This window comes from Paenibacillus silvestris, assembly GCF_009882985.1.
Lineage (GTDB): Bacteria > Bacillota > Bacilli > Paenibacillales > NBRC-103111 > Paenibacillus_E > Paenibacillus_E silvestris.
This window is the reverse complement of the sequence record NZ_WTUZ01000039.1, coordinates 336,812-351,912: the sequence shown is the minus strand read 5'-3', so window position 1 is coordinate 351,912 and position 15,101 is coordinate 336,812. Positions and strand designations below refer to the sequence as shown.

The following is a 15,101-nucleotide window of genomic DNA, read 5'->3' as shown; positions in this document are numbered from 1 at the left end:
AATTTGGATAGCCGCTATATTTAAATGGTTTATTTTACCACATTTAAAAAAGCGCCAACGAACAAGTCGCTGACACCATTACATGGAAATAATACGGCTAATTTGTTCAAATGAGCTGCTCATATGGGATTAGATGGAAATATTCCAGCTATTCCCCTCGTTTTCTCATAAAAGGGGCTGTTGTGGCCAAATTAACTGGAGAAACTCCTTCTATTCTACAAAATCCTTTCTCAGCGCCATTTTTAACTGTAGAAATTCCTGTTATTTCACCTTTGAGGGTAAAAAAAGTCCACTCTTTAGCTACCCGCGCGTTATGTCTCCCTCTCAACCTTATGCAGCTTCTATACCGTCAGCTGGTGAATCGCTATAAAACAAAAAAAAAGCCGGAGATGACCTCCAGCTTTTTTCGTGTCATGCATTATTTCGTTGTTTGGAATGACTTGATCGTATCCTGAATTTGCTTTTGCAAGAAATCCGTTTGAATCGCCTTCGGATAAACGGCCGTGAACAGATAATAATTGCCGTCCTTTTGAAGGAGACTCATTGTCGTTACAAGGTCCTTGAACTCCCATTCTAGCCACATCGCTTGAACACCATCAATCGTTTCCGTCCGGTTGACAGTCTCTTTGACATCAGTGCCGCCGTACTGAGCGAGAGCTTTTTCCTTAAACTGCTTGACAATATCTTGGGTGGTTAAATTAGATAACTCCGAATCAGCAGCTAGAAAAAGAAAATGCCCCATCCCAAACGCGTATTCCAGCGTGCCATTTTTGCTTTGACTTGAATTAAGCTTCCAGTAATCAGGAATTGAAATAGTATAGTTATAGTTCTTATTCTTCACTACACTCGTTTTCGAACGGTCCAAGTTTTCCGAGCTGTCTTTAATCGTCCCGATCGAACTGGAAGGTTTACCAATCTTAATTGATTGCAAAGTGGTTTGAATGAAGCTATCAGAAAGATCATCTTTATTGCTAAAATCAATCACAATATAATACTTATAATTTCCTTTGATGAGATACACATTCTCGGTTGAATCCCAAATGCGGGAGTCAAATGTATTCGACGTTCGCGACACATGCGCCTGATTCCCGTCAACCACGAGATTACGTGCAGCTTCCGTTTTCCTATACGCTGGAGCGTATAGCTGTGTATAGTTGTCCGCGGTACGCTCAGACCACTTTTGCAGTGTGTCGCTTTCCGTCTTTGAAGTCACTTTATAACTGATGCTTCTTTTTTTCTTCGGATCAGTGAACTGAATCATTTCGCTGTTGCTTCCGGTTTTGGACCACTCGGCTGGAATCTTGATGGAAATTCCATACGTTTCATCCGTATACAAGCGCAATCCATCTTTCACTGATGAAAGGTCTTTCAAGGTTTTGACACTGGTATCAAATGATAATTGAAAGCTGTTTAGTAGATCTTGGTATCCGTTATGTTTCGTAATAATTTTATCATTTTCTTCCTTTTCAATCGTGAAAATGATGATATACACTTTGTCGCCGCTTTGATAAGCGCGATATTCATAGAGTTCATCATCATCCTTGGATTTAATGAGCGCATATGGACGTGTACCGCTTGAAACATATTTCTTTTCTAAAATCGGTTCATCATCCGTTTGATCCACTAGCAAATCCAGCAGAGCATCCTCCGACATATTCTCGGTCATATCAGACTTTACCGATACATTAAAGCGGTACTCTCCATTTGCGTCATCGAATGAAACGTAATCTTCCTTAAAGCTCTGATAACTCTTCACCAGGCCTGTCGGATACTTCATTGACCAGCTATAATAGCTATTGCCGATATGTGTCTTCCCTAGATCTGAATCAATGCCTTCTGCATCCGTGCCCGCTGCACGTGTGCTAGAAATAGTAATCGTTGAAGTCGCTTCATCAAACTTCACACTGGCTCCGAATTTTTCCGAAATGAAGCGGAGAGGCACCATAGTCGTACCATTTTTCAACTCAGGTGCAACTTCAATCTGTTCCTCTTTACCGTTGACTGTTGCTGTCGTGCTGCCGATTTGCAACGAAATAGCTGTGCCATTATAGGTGAGTCCTACCGTTTGCGTTTCAGATGCCCAGCTCAAGGCTGCGCCGAAGGCCGAAGTAATAACTCGCAAAGGTACAAGCGTCACGCCATTGTTCGCATAAGGGGTTTCAACAGTAGTGGCTTGATCGTTAATGGTAATATGATCTTCTCCAAGCTTCAATTGAATATGGACCGATTGATCTTTCGTCAAGGAATCCGCAGCAAAAGCACTGAGCGGTTGAATCATAATTAGTATAATTGCTAGTAAAATTAGATAAGTAGAGCGTAATTTAGTCATTGTTCACCATCCGAGTTTATTGGGTTTGGGTAGCATCCAGCAATGTAATTTCTTTTTGGATAATGTCTCCGTTAGATTGCAGAGTCAAAGTAACCTTGTCTCCGGGTAAGTATTGCTTCAAAAGTTCATTTAAATCGACCAGTGTTTTCACATTGGAATTATTCACGGAGTACAGAACATCCCCCTCTTTAATCCCGGCATCAGCAGCGGACGTATGCGGGTCCACACGCGAAACCTTAAGCGGCTCGTCCGTAGGAAGCCCGACAACAGCCGCCCAGCTTTCCTCAACTTCCAGACCAAGCGCAGGACGTTTAACTTTCCCATATTTTACAAACTGATCTAATATGTATTGTACCGTGTCTGAAGGAATAGCGAATCCAAGTCCATCGATACCTGCCGCCGATAACTTCAACGAATTAATTCCAATTACCTCACCTTGCAGATTAACCAAGGCTCCACCGCTATTGCCTGGATTAATGGCCGCGTCAGTTTGGAGCAATCGATAGGTGGAATGCAAGGAGCGATCAGTCCCGCTAATTACTCCATAGGTAACTGAGTTGCGAAGAGCAAAAGTAATAGGTGTACCGATCGCCACAACTAGTTCACCGACCTCGACATTGCTGCTTTTGGCAAAAGTGGCTGCCGATAAATTCTTAGCGTCAATCTGAACGACCGCCAAATCGCTTTCTTCATCCAAATGTATCGTTTTACCCGCGTATTGCTTCCCTTCTGAGGTCACAACAATAATCTGCTTCATGTCTTCGACTACATGCGCATTCGTAACAATGAGCCCATCGGATTTAACGATAATTCCAGTGCCATGAGCTAAATTAAAACGGTTATCCGACGAAGCTTGACTCCCACTCATCGGCTTGCCGATAATCCCCACAATGGATGGAGAAACCTTTTTCACTACTTCCGTTACGCGTGATCCTGACGCATAGGTAAAGTCGTTCTCTTCAGCCCGGTAGTTCCCGCTGCCTCCTAATGTTTTGACAACGTCGGAAGCCTTCACATAAACCTCACCATCCAGCTCCTTCGTTTGCCAATGCGAAACACTGGCTGTCACTCCGGCATTCGTGGCCTCGGCTGCGAATACTTGTCCATTCCCCCCACAAAATGAGAGTGCTAGTAAAGTAAATATTACATAGCGAATCTGATGTTTCAAATAAATCTCTCCCTACCTAGTTTATGGAAACTTTCCCCCTTCCTATTATACATAAATATGGAAATGAGGCTATATGGAAAATTTAACTTTAGAGTAATATTACAATGTAAAAAAAATACAGCCGGATCACCCGAGCAACCTTCACTCGTTGTGTTCCAGCTGTATCCTATTTCACTAAATTCACTTGCTTTGTTGCATGTTTCCGATGCGTTCGACGACCACTACCGCTTGCGCTCGTGTCGTTGCCTCATTCGGCTCCAGGCTACCGTTGCTTAAACCTTGTATGATTCCCTTGCTAACTGCCTCGCTCATCACAAAGTTCGGCTCAATGGCTGTATTTGCTTTTTGCAAATCCGGGCTTACCGCACGGAGGGCAATTGTGGCAATCTCCTGACGTGTAATAGGAAGATCCCAGCCTTGCTGCAAATCCCCGCTTTGCAGAATCCCAGTCTTTTGTACAGCATCAATATAAGGTTGATACCAGACTCCGCTGGCGTTTTCTGAAGCAATAGGCAGATGCATAGCTGTAACGGCGAGCTTCAGAAATTCACCTCTTGTAATGACGCGATCAGGAAGAAAGCTGCCGTCGCTATAGCCATTCACAACTCCTTTTTCAGCTGCTTGAAGAATATTATCCTTCGCCCAGTGGCCTTCCAAATCATTGAAAGAAGCGCTTAGTCCAGTTACAACAGCCGGCAGATTACGATTGGCTAAGGAATTGCTTCCTAATTGGCCTGTGTAATTGCCGCCCCATGTCCAAATGGTTCCATCCGCTGCTTTCACTACGCTATGAGTCCCGCCTGCGGCAGCGTCATCTGCATTGGCGATTCCCTTAAGTTGTACCGGTTTGTTTTGATTAGCCTTGGTACCATCGCCTATTTGTCCAAAAAGGTTTTGCCCCCAAGCCCAAACACTTCCGTCATTTGCAATCGCTAGACTGTGGTAAGAGCCCGCATGTATGGATTTCATGGAAGGCAACTGCGTTACTTTGACTGGCTTTGGTTGGTTGATGGTTGTTCCGTTTCCTAATTGTCCGAAGGCATTGTAACCCCACGCCCAGACTGTGCCATCATTCTTTAGAGCAAGTGCAAAGTTTTTACCGGCTGTAATCGCGACAACACCAGTTAACCCATTAATTTGAACAGGTTGCTGCTTACTAGCCAGCGTCCCGTCTCCCAGCTGTCCACTCGTATTATCTCCCCAAGCCCATATTTTCCCCGTATTTTCTAGGGCCAAGTTAAAATTAGCGCCTGAAGCGATAGCAAGGATATTCGACAGTTGAATAATTTGGTTTGACGCCGCTGTCGTGTCATGACCTAATTGCCCATACGTATTGTCTCCATAACTCCAAACAGAACCATTATTAAGCAGTGCCAATGTATGATTACTTCCTGCAGTTGCAGATACAACACCGTTCAATGCTTTCACCTGCACAGGTGCAGCGCTTGGTGTCGTTGTTCCATCCCCTAATTGACCGAAGAAGTTCTGTCCCCATGTCCAAAGGGTTTCATCCTGTTTGACGACAACCATATGCGTATCACCGCCTTCAATGACAGCAATCCCGTCTAGATTTAGAGCTTTCGGAGATATGGCAGAGGTATGAGTACCGTCTCCCAGTTGACCGAACGTATTGCTCCCCCAACCGTACAGCTGATTATTTTTGATAACAAATGTATTACTTTCACTTGCTGTAAGAGGCAGCTGTCTAGCAGATTTAATCAAAACCGTTCCTTCGCCGGGCTGCAGCACCGGAGGGTTCAGCCATTCGTTCGCCTGTGTTTGAACAGGGGCAGCTTGATTATTCAGCGTCTTGTCGCCGAGTTGACTGTAACTGTTGTTCCCCCATGCCCATAGCTTACCTGCTTTATCGATAGCAAAAGTGAAATTGGAACCGGCCCCTATCCCAGCTATTTCGGGCAAGTCATTGACATGCTCGGGGAATGCCCGGCTCCACGTTTTCCCATCGTATGCGGTTCCTATGCCCAATTGACCAGAGGTATTATTCCCCCACGTATAGATGCTGCCATCCTCTTTTAATGCAACAGCATGCGAACTACCAGCCGTTATTTGAGTCACGTGATCAAACCCGGTGATAAGCTCGGGGAACTTATGTTCATCCTGCGCATTGTTCGTCACAACACTATACATCGTGCTTGGATCCGAATCGATCAGTCCCCAATTTAACACGGTACCGTCATCCTTAAGCGCTAAGGAGAAGTCGAATCCGGCAGCGATCTGTGTAATATGCCAATTCGTGTTTGTTGCCATAATAGGCGTATTCAATCGGTTCTGATCATAACCATAGCCTAGTTCACCAAAGAAATTATCACCCCATGCCCAGACAACGCCATCCTGATCAAGCGCCAAGGTATGGTATGCTCCGCTCGCTACTGCTTTAACAGATACGATGTTGCCTACGACTTGAACGGGTTTATTTTGGGCCGTATTCGTACCATCTCCGAGTTGGCCGTACGTATTGTCTCCCCAGCTCCAGGCTGTTCCGTCATCTTTGATCGCAACAGAGTGGAAATTACCTGCGGAAATCGCAGTCACATGGGTAAGATCTGCCACCTGAACAGGCGTCGACCGATCTATGTTGGAGCCGTCACCCAACTGACCAAATGTGTTTTCTCCCCAAGACCATACGGTGCCATCCGATTTGAGGGCTAAGGAGTGCGTTAAACCAACCGCAATTGACGTAATACCGGACAATCCACTGACTGGTGTAGCCTGATCGCGGTTATTAAGGCCTGACCCCAATTTACCACGAAGATTATTTCCCCATGTCCAAACGGTACCGTCTTTCTTCAAAATAACCGTAAAACCTTTCCCGCCTCGAATTTGCTGAATCGAAGCTGAAGCCGAGTTTACATCTGAAGTGGCGGTAATAGTGCTATTCGTTTCCCCAAAAACTTTCCCGGGAAATACCGAGAAAGCTGTAAAGGAACTAAAAAGCAGAAAACCTAGCAGCCAGAAAGTAACGTTGCGTTTCACTGTTTTCATGTTCCTTCTCCTTAAAGCTTTCCATATGGAAGCTATCTTCGTAATCCCCTATAACTAGGCTATAGTCCCTTGCTCCTGGACAATTGCAGGCTTGCGTTTAAATCTTTTCGTGATACCATTTTTCCAACTATCCAGCAATGTATAAACAACAGGTATCAGTACTAAAGTGACTAGTGTGGATAAGGTCAAACCAAATGCTACAACTGTTGCCATGGAAGCTTGTGTCTCCGCTCCTTCACCAAACCCGATAACAAGCGGTACCATCGCAAGGACAGTAGTCGCTGTAGTCATTAGAATAGGACGTAAGCGCACTTTGCCCGCTTCAATAAGAGCATCGAATAACGGCATACCTTTGGCACGCAATTGATTCGTATAATCGATTAATACGATGGCATTATTAACGACAATGCCCACGAGCATGATCATGCCAATGATAGAGTTCATATTAATCGTACGATGTGTGACCAAAAGCCCCAGTATGGCGCCAATGAAAGTTGGCGGTAAGGAGAACATGATGATAAACGGTCCATATAACGATTCAAATTGACTTGCCATAACCATGTACACCAAGGCAACGGATAGAATAAGCACTAAGTATAAGCTTTTAAAAGAATCATTCTGGCTGGCCTGCTGACCGCCCATCGTAACTTGATAACCATCCGGTGGTTGAATCGCATCAATTTTCTGCTTAACCTGCGCCGATACCTCACCAACAGAAGCCCCAAATATGGAAGCTTGTACGGTTGCCACACGGTTCTGATCTTGTCTGCGGATTTGTGCAGGACCTGTACCTGGCTCAACCTTGGCAATGAGACTGACAGGGACAATCGCACCACTTGCCGTATTAATCGTCACATTGTTGAAATTCTCCAGCTTGTTCGTAAAATCATTTGGATACTTCACTAGAACAGAAATTTGTGAACTTGCTGTTTTAAACTGTGTAGCCACACTTCCCTGATAAGCTGTGCGCAAAGCTGTCATCACATCTCTTAACGAAACACCGTAGTGAGCTGCTGCATCACGATCAATCGTTAAATTAAACTGTGGAATCGAACGATCCAACGTATTTTGCACATTTCGTGTGCCTTCTACGGAAGTGATTTCCTGTGCAACGAGATCGCCCAGCTTCTGTAAGACGGCTAAATCCGGTCCGGATAAATTAACTTGAACGTCGCCGCCACCAAAGTTACCGCCACCGCCAAGCCCTGGCAGACGTACACCTGCCGGAACACTTACTCCAATTTGTGCTCCCGCAAAGCCCGTTGTGAGGCTCCGGATTTGTTCAGCAACTTGATCGGTGCTTTTCTTTCTTTCGCTGAGCGGTTTTAATCGAATTTGGATGCTGCCCGTATTGGTTGCTGCTGATTGAAAGGCTCCTCCGCCAGCCGAACCAACTGAAGTAAAGACGGTGTCTATTTCCGGCACATCTTTCAATCTTGTCTCCAGCGTAGTAGCTACTTGATTCGTCACCGCGAAATCTGTCCCTTGCGGCAAATTAATATTTAAATTCACTTGTCCTTGATCTGTTTTGGGTGTTAATTCACTGCCTACAAAACGAACCGAATACACGCTCGCAGCGAATAGCAGAACTGTAATGGAAATAATGACCCAGCGATGGAGCATGGACCAGCGCAGTAGTCTGGCGTAAACCTTTGTCATAAACTCCATGCCTCTGCCGAACCAAACGAATGGATTAAAGCTTCTACCCGTTGGCAGCTCTTCATCGACCTTACGACGCAATATTTTGGCAGCCAACATCGGCACTAAAGTAACAGCTGCAAACCATGCGGCTACATGTGAAAAACAAACAACTAGTGCCATTGGCCAGAAAAATTGTTTGACCAAGCCGCTGATGAATGCCGTCGGTGCAAAAACCGCTATTTGTGCCAATGCCGAAGCCATAACTGCTGTACCCACCTCGGCCGTTCCCACTTTGGCGGCTTCTTCCGGAGACAAGCCTTCGTGTCGTTTACGGAAAATACTTTCCAAGACAACGACGGCGAAGTCTACGAGTGAACCGAGACCAAGTGCCAACCCGCCAAGTGTGATGGTGTTAATCGTTTGATGACCGAAATACATCATACTGAATGTGCTTATGATGGAAATCGGAATTACGACGCCGATAATGAGAGTCGCCCTAACACTTCGCAAGAAGAACAACAGGATGATGACCGAGAACACGCCTCCGAGCAGCGTATGTTCAACAACGGTACGCAAGGAATCGCGAATAAACTTGGCAGAATCATTCAATATCGCGACATGCATACCTTCCGGAAGCTTAGACTGAATGTCTTGCAGCGACTTCTGAATGTTGCTAGATACGGAAACTGTGTTGCCGTCCGATTGCTTGAGTACAGAGAGAGAAACACTGACTTCTCCATCTTTACGCGCTTCCAGCGTAACATCTTGATAAGTGTCTATAATTTTGCCGAGCTCACTTAAAGCGATCGTTTGTCCACGCCCCAGCTGTACTTGGACTTTGCCGATATCAGCCGTTGATTTGAATTCTCCGTCAATATGCAAGGGCACCAGTTGACTCCCTTTATTGACAAGTCCAGCGTCGGTAGACGAATTATCATTACCGAGTGCGGAAACCAAGGTACTGAATGAGATATTGTATTGCTGCAAGCGACTTGGTTCTACGAGAATTTGTATTTGTCTGACACGTCCGCCAGTGACGCCAACCGATGCAACGCCATCAGAACGCTGGACATCAGGACTCACAATATTGTCAGCGATGTCGCGAAGTGTGACAAGGTCGGTTTTACCATACAGGGCTAGCGTCATGATCGGTGTACTGTTCGGATCAGCACGTGAAACGACGGGCGCATCCGCATCCGCAGGAAGCTGCCTTCGGACACGATCTAATTTGTCCCTCATGGTTAATGTTGCCTGATCAATATTCGTGCCATAATTAAATTGCAATGTAACGTTACTTGAGCCTGTACGTGAGTTTGAGGATATACTCGTTACTCCTGTGACGGTGGCCATTGCATTCTCAATCGGCTTCGTAATCTGTTGTTCAATCTGTCCTGGCGACGCGCCGCTCCAAGAAACCGATACAGTGGCAGACGGAATTTCCAGGTTCGGGTACAGATCCACGGGCAGAAGCGGAATCGCAATCGAGCCCACGATCACGAGCGAAATCATGATCATTAAGATGGTGACTGGGCGATGAACGGAGAAATTAGCTAATTTCACTGTCCAGCCCCCGCTTTCGGAGTTGCTGCATCAGCGCCATTGCCGCTTGGCTTAGCTCCTGAAGGATCAGCTCCCTTACCTTGGGTGCCTTGTCCGCTCTGTCCTTGGCCGCCGCTCCTGCTTTGACCAGCTTGACCTCCGCCTTGCCCAGCCTGGCCACCTTGACCGCCTTGACCGCCATTTCTATTTTGGCCTTGGCCGCCTTGATTGCCTTGACCGGCTTGTCCTTGGCCATTCTGACCGGCTTGTCCTTGACCACCGCTCTTGCCTTGACCTTGGCCTTTGCCTGCTCCATTTTCTTGTCCTGGTTGATTAATCTGTACCGGAACGTTATCAGAAAGCAGCTCTTGCCCTTTAACGACAAGCTCATCTCCAACCTTCAGACCGCTGATAATTTCGAAGGATGCACTCGTCATCACACCTACTTTGACAAGTACCTTCGACGCTTTCCCCTCTTTAACTATGTATACGGCATTACCGCTTGGTTGGCTAAGCACTGCGTCTGCAGGTACAACAATGGATTGTTTGCCTTCACTTTTGAGTGAGGATTCGGCAAACATGCCCGGTAATACTTCATGGTTATCATCATTAATTTTGATGTCGACCAGAAAAGATTTGGAAGTAGAGTCCATGGTTGGATGGACGGAATATACCGTTCCATCGAACGATTTATTTAGTGTAGGGATTTTAACCGACATGGGAGAACCGTTTTTGATTTTCCCAATAGATGCTTCAGATACGTTGACTGTTGCCAATAATGGATCTACTGTAGAGATCGACATGACGGCAGCTTGGCCCGCATTCTGCCCGACTGGTACTAGAATTGCGCTTACAATCCCCGCAACGGGGCTCGTTAACACACCATCTTGAAGCTGTTCGCTTAAGATGCTCAATCTTGTTTCAGCTTGCTGAAGCTGAGCAGCGCTTACTTGCAAGGAATCCGTAGATTGGGCTGCTTTCAGCGTTTGCTTAGATTGCTCAAGGGCAGCTTCCGCACTGTTCTTGGAAATATCCTGAGAGGATTGTGTTTGTGCTAGCTGTGTACGACTAAGATCAAGCTGAGCTGAAGCTGTCGCTTGTGTATTAGCAAGTGTTAATAATGCTGAATTCAAAGACTCTTGTGCAACTTGCACGGCTTGGGAGCTTTGTGCGGTCAACAACGCATTTTGCAAGTTCGTCAACGATTGTTGCGCTGACTGTGTGTCTTTATATTGAGCTTGCTGCGCTTGCTGCAACGCAAGTTGAGTCGTTTGCAGCTTCGCGAAGGCAGTGTCAATGTCCCTTCCCGACTGAGCGGCTGCATTATAGGCAGCAACAGCTTGTTGCACGTTCAGTTGTGAGGTATCTATATTATTATTCTGTGTCGTTAATAAGCTGTCTAACTGTGAATTCAAGTTCGTCTGCGCGACAGTCACTGCGGTAGCAGCATCAGCTTGTGCTTTACTGAAGCCTACCTGTGCAGAAGAGACTCCTTGTTTGGCTGATTCAATAGAGTTCTGTTGTGTCGTAATCGCATTATTTAATTGTGTTTGTGCTAAAGCTACGGCATTCTTCTGATCATTAATCGTTTTCTCATAAGCAGCTTGCTGAACAGCTAGCGTCTTCTGTGCTAAAGCTAAACTATTCGCTTGATCATTCACTACCTTGTTGTACTGCACTTGACTTAACGCATAATCGCTTTTGGTCTGCTCGATAGATTGCTGAAGCGTGCTTGTATCGATGTGCGCTAAAGCCTGTCCCACTTTCACTTTATCCCCGATATTAACATCAAGGGATGCTATGCGGCCATTCACTTTGGAAGAAAGATTCGTAGTGAAAGCCGGCGTGATCGAGCCCGTAAATACTTGGCCGCCACCAATGTCCGACAATTTAACAACTTGTGTTTCTACTGCCATCTGACGTGTTCCCGTTCGTCCGTTTGCCCCTGGTTTAGCAGTGCTTGCTGGCGTGCTGCAGCCTGCTATGGTGACGGTTATCGCGGTAACGACTGCGATGATTGTGGTACTCTTGAGTGAACTGTACTTCCTCATGGGATGGAAACCTCCGTCTGATTCATTTCATTTGGGCAAATGCTCCCTCTCACCATATTTGACATTCATGATAAAAGTGTGATTGAAATGTGAAGAATATGTAAAAACAAGGAAGAAGACACGATATCCCTAGGATAATAGACCTGAATAGACCTGAATAGACCTGAATAACCTAAAAAACCACCCCATTCGGGTGGTTTCACAAATAAAATTCGATTAAATTCGACAAATTTCCCTAAGACTTATACTCGCATTTCATGCCACATGGCTAGCCTTTTACCGCCCCATCTGTAATTCCTTGGATAATCCAACGTTGAAATATAGCAAATATGATAACAATCGGAATCGATGACAAAATCAGCGAGGCCAGAATCAACGACCATTCCCGGCTATATTTGCCGAAGAACATATTGATTGTCAAAACTAATGTATATTGGCGGAAATCGGTTAGCATTAGTACGGGCAACAGGAAATCGTTCCATAGCCACAACAGATTCAAAATACCAATCGTAAAGGTAATCGGAAGCAGCAGCGGCAAAATAATCATGAAAAAGGTTTTAATTTCACTGCATCCATCCATTTTCGCCGATTCATCTAACTCACGCGGGATGCCTTTCACGAATCCATGGTACAGAAACACAGCCATACTAACGCCCAAGCCGGCACACACAATGCCTAGACCGAATGGAGAGCCTTGGAGACCCAGCGATTTGGCCATCTTCGTTAAAGTAACCATAATCGTCTGAAAAGGGATCAGCATAGAAGATACGAATAGCAAGAAAATGGCGTTGCTCAGTTTCCCAGGCGTTCGGGAGAGCTTATATCCCGCTAGAGAGCTGCATAACACGATGACGACAATGCCTGTTACGGTTACAACAATTGTGTTCCAACCGCTCTTGAGCATGTTCGCCTTGCTAAAGGCTTGCACATAGTTTTCAATGTGAAACTTCACTGGTAGGCCAAGAACGGAGCTGTACATCTCTCCTTGTGTTTTGAAAGAATTCAATATGGCCATATAAATTGGAAAAAGGAAGAAAATCGCCAGGATGCTTAGCGCCAATAGAGACAGCCCTGCATAATGCCGCTTGTTCATGCCTCTACCTCCCGTTTCTTCATGACGGAAACTTGAATAAGCGTAATGACAAGTATGATCAGGAAGAGAATGATCGCTTTCGCGCTGGCATACCCATACCTGAAATTGCGCTGATAAGCCTCCTCCAGAATATTCATAGAGATAACTTGCGTTGCCCGGGCAGGTCCTCCGCCTGTTAAAGCATAGATAAGGTCATACACTTTAAACGAGTTGTTCAAGGTTAAAAAGATGCAGATCGTCAGCGCGTGCGCAATCAATGGCAATGTAATGAAACGCAGCATATGATGAGGCTTCGCACCGTCAATAATAGCTGCTTCTTTGAGATGCATGGGAATACCTTGAATGGCAGACATATAAATAATCATTAAAGTTCCTATTCCACCCCAAATGGAAACAAGCATGATCGTGTAGAACGAAATGTTAGGGTCACCTAGCCAGGAAATATCGAGAAATTTCAAGACGGCATACTTGGACAAAGCTGGCATGACCTTGGTAAATACGAACACCCACATGAAAGTACTTATGATAATACTTAACATGCTAGGCATGAAGAAGATGGTTCGAAGCCATCCTTTGCCTTTGCTTTGTGATTCAATCATTAGGGCAAGCAGCAATGCGATCGCGTTCTGAAAAACGACAGCAAACAAGACATATTTAGCCGTGAATAGAATCGACGTTCGAAAGTTCGCATCATCGCGAATAGCTTCAATGAAATTCTCTAGCCCAACGAAGGTATAATGTTTATTCAAGCCATCCCAGTTCGTAAAGCTGTAGTAAGAGCCTTGGAGCATCGGAATAACTAGAAATGTCACATACATGATAAAAGCGGGCAGCACGAACATAATCAATGATGTATGGTCTTTGACAAGGCGTTTCAGCACGTGGGCTCACTCCTTAGGAAAATCTTGTGCTCTGCCTAATCTTTCTAAGACCAGAGCAGAGCACAAACTGTCTTCCAAACTTTATTTTTTGTTGGCTATCGCATTTGCATCTTTCCAGGTTTTATCCAGATCCTTAATGACATCATCGGCGGACATTTTCTTATTGAAATAGGCTTGAAGCGCTTTGCCTGATTCATCTTTCACGGCAGCAGGAATCTGTGGATCTTTATAGGCTTGCCCTTTGTTTACAAATACAGAAGCGTCCTCAACCCAAGGATACGGCTTAAACGTGTGATTCTTGGACACTGGATTGAATTTCAATCCTTGATACAGATCGTTTGACGCTTGATCATCTAGAATGAAATTGAGCAGATCTGCCGAAACTTCCTTATTTTTGCCTTGGGAAGCCAAAGCTAAGGATGTTGATACCGAGACGTTGATTTGTGTTGCTGTTGGATCATCATTGATAGGAAGCGGAGCAACCCCGAATTCGAACTTATCATTGGCTTTCAAAATACTGTCTGCATCCCATGGTCCTTGTACCCACATAGCCGCTTTGCCGGCAGCAAAATCAGCTGCTCCGTCATCGTTGCCAACTTCAAATACACGGTCCGTTCCATTGCTGTTAACGAGATCGATAATCCCGAACATCTCTTTCACTTCTGCAAAGCTTCCTTGATTTTTATTCATTTTATCAACAAAATCCTTATGGCTTGAGTTGCCCAATCCACCAATTGTCAGAGGCAAGAACAGCTGAGGGATCCAGCTTTCTTTGTAGCTGAGCATAAACGGTTTAATTTTATTGTCATTTAACTTTTGAACGACTGCCTTCATTTCCGTTAACGTGGAAGGTGGTTTAATAGCTAGATCTTTGAAGATCTTTTTGTTGTAAAGGTACCCCCATGCCAAGCTTTCCATAGGAACCGCTACGACTTTATTGTCGATCGTCACGAGTGCCTTGATGCCATCAATAAGCTTAGGGGAAAGCGGTTGTTTCGTTAAATCCTCCAAGTAACCAGCTTTGTAGTAATCAGGAATGTCGTTCACGGCATGCAGACTGAAGATATCCGGTACATCGCCAGTGGCTAGACGAGTTTTCAAGATTTGTGTTGAATTATCGGAGCCTGGATACTCGGTGTTGATCGTAACCTCGATATTTTTCTCTTTCTTTTCCTTCTTAGCGAATTCGGCGAAGTACTTCTCGAATTGATCACGGAAGCGGTCCAAGCCGCCAAGAAATACTTTTAATTCTACTTTTTTAGGCGCGCCCTCGCTTTTGGAATTGCTGCTTTCTCCAGCGGTTGGTGTGCTTTGACCAGACGAACAAGCCACGGTGGAACCTAGCATAGCCATAGCTACTATCATTACAAATGCTTTCTTCATTCTGTCGCCTCCC

8 protein-coding genes are annotated in these 15,101 nt (G+C 45.3%); all 8 read right to left on the bottom strand.

Going from position 1 to position 15,101, the window contains the following annotated elements; genetic code table 11:
* Positions 1-418 precede the first annotated feature (418 nt).
* Positions 419-2,329, bottom strand: coding sequence for a stalk domain-containing protein (locus GQF01_RS30880; protein ID WP_161410900.1), 1,911 nt, complete (start codon positions 2,327-2,329; stop codon positions 419-421).
* A gap of 16 nt (positions 2,330-2,345) precedes the next feature.
* A complete protein-coding gene (locus GQF01_RS30875) occupies positions 2,346-3,497 on the bottom strand; it encodes a S1C family serine protease (RefSeq protein WP_235960691.1) in 1,152 nt (383 codons plus the stop codon).
* A gap of 180 nt (positions 3,498-3,677) precedes the next feature.
* On the bottom strand, positions 3,678-6,500 hold the full coding sequence (locus GQF01_RS30870) for an RCC1 domain-containing protein (RefSeq protein ID WP_161410899.1): 2,823 nt from the start codon (positions 6,498-6,500) through the stop codon (positions 3,678-3,680).
* A 54-nt stretch (positions 6,501-6,554) separates the two neighbouring features.
* Positions 6,555-9,701: an efflux RND transporter permease subunit gene (locus GQF01_RS30865; protein ID WP_161410898.1), complete on the bottom strand. Its 3,147-nt coding sequence runs from the start codon at positions 9,699-9,701 to the stop codon at positions 6,555-6,557.
* Positions 9,698-11,731, bottom strand: a complete 2,034-nt coding sequence (locus tag GQF01_RS30860) for an efflux RND transporter periplasmic adaptor subunit (protein ID WP_161410897.1) — start codon at positions 11,729-11,731, stop codon at positions 9,698-9,700. Before GQF01_RS30860 ends, GQF01_RS30865 begins: the two co-directional genes overlap by 4 nt.
* Before the next feature lie 268 nt (positions 11,732-11,999).
* Positions 12,000-12,824, bottom strand: a complete 825-nt coding sequence (locus tag GQF01_RS30855) for a carbohydrate ABC transporter permease (protein ID WP_161410896.1) — start codon at positions 12,822-12,824, stop codon at positions 12,000-12,002.
* Positions 12,821-13,666, bottom strand: coding sequence for a carbohydrate ABC transporter permease (locus GQF01_RS30850; protein ID WP_161411137.1), 846 nt, complete (start codon positions 13,664-13,666; stop codon positions 12,821-12,823). Before GQF01_RS30850 ends, GQF01_RS30855 begins: the two co-directional genes overlap by 4 nt.
* 120 nt (positions 13,667-13,786) lie before the next feature.
* Entirely contained in the window at positions 13,787-15,088 is a 1,302-nt protein-coding gene (locus tag GQF01_RS30845; RefSeq protein ID WP_161410895.1) for an ABC transporter substrate-binding protein, read from the bottom strand.
* Between the last annotated feature and the right edge of the window lie 13 nt (positions 15,089-15,101).

Coding starts and splice junctions, on each gene's coding strand:
- GQF01_RS30845 (WP_161410895.1), bottom strand. CDS start 15,088: ATGAAGAAAGCATTTGTAATGATAGTAGCTATGGCTATGCTAGGTTCC.
- GQF01_RS30880 (WP_161410900.1), bottom strand. CDS start 2,329: ATGACTAAATTACGCTCTACTTATCTAATTTTACTAGCAATTATACTA.
- GQF01_RS30855 (WP_161410896.1), bottom strand. CDS start 12,824: ATGAACAAGCGGCATTATGCAGGGCTGTCTCTATTGGCGCTAAGCATC.
- GQF01_RS30850 (WP_161411137.1), bottom strand. CDS start 13,666: ATGTTCGTGCTGCCCGCTTTTATCATGTATGTGACATTTCTAGTTATT.
- GQF01_RS30860 (WP_161410897.1), bottom strand. CDS start 11,731: ATGAGGAAGTACAGTTCACTCAAGAGTACCACAATCATCGCAGTCGTT.
- GQF01_RS30870 (WP_161410899.1), bottom strand. CDS start 6,500: ATGAAAACAGTGAAACGCAACGTTACTTTCTGGCTGCTAGGTTTTCTG.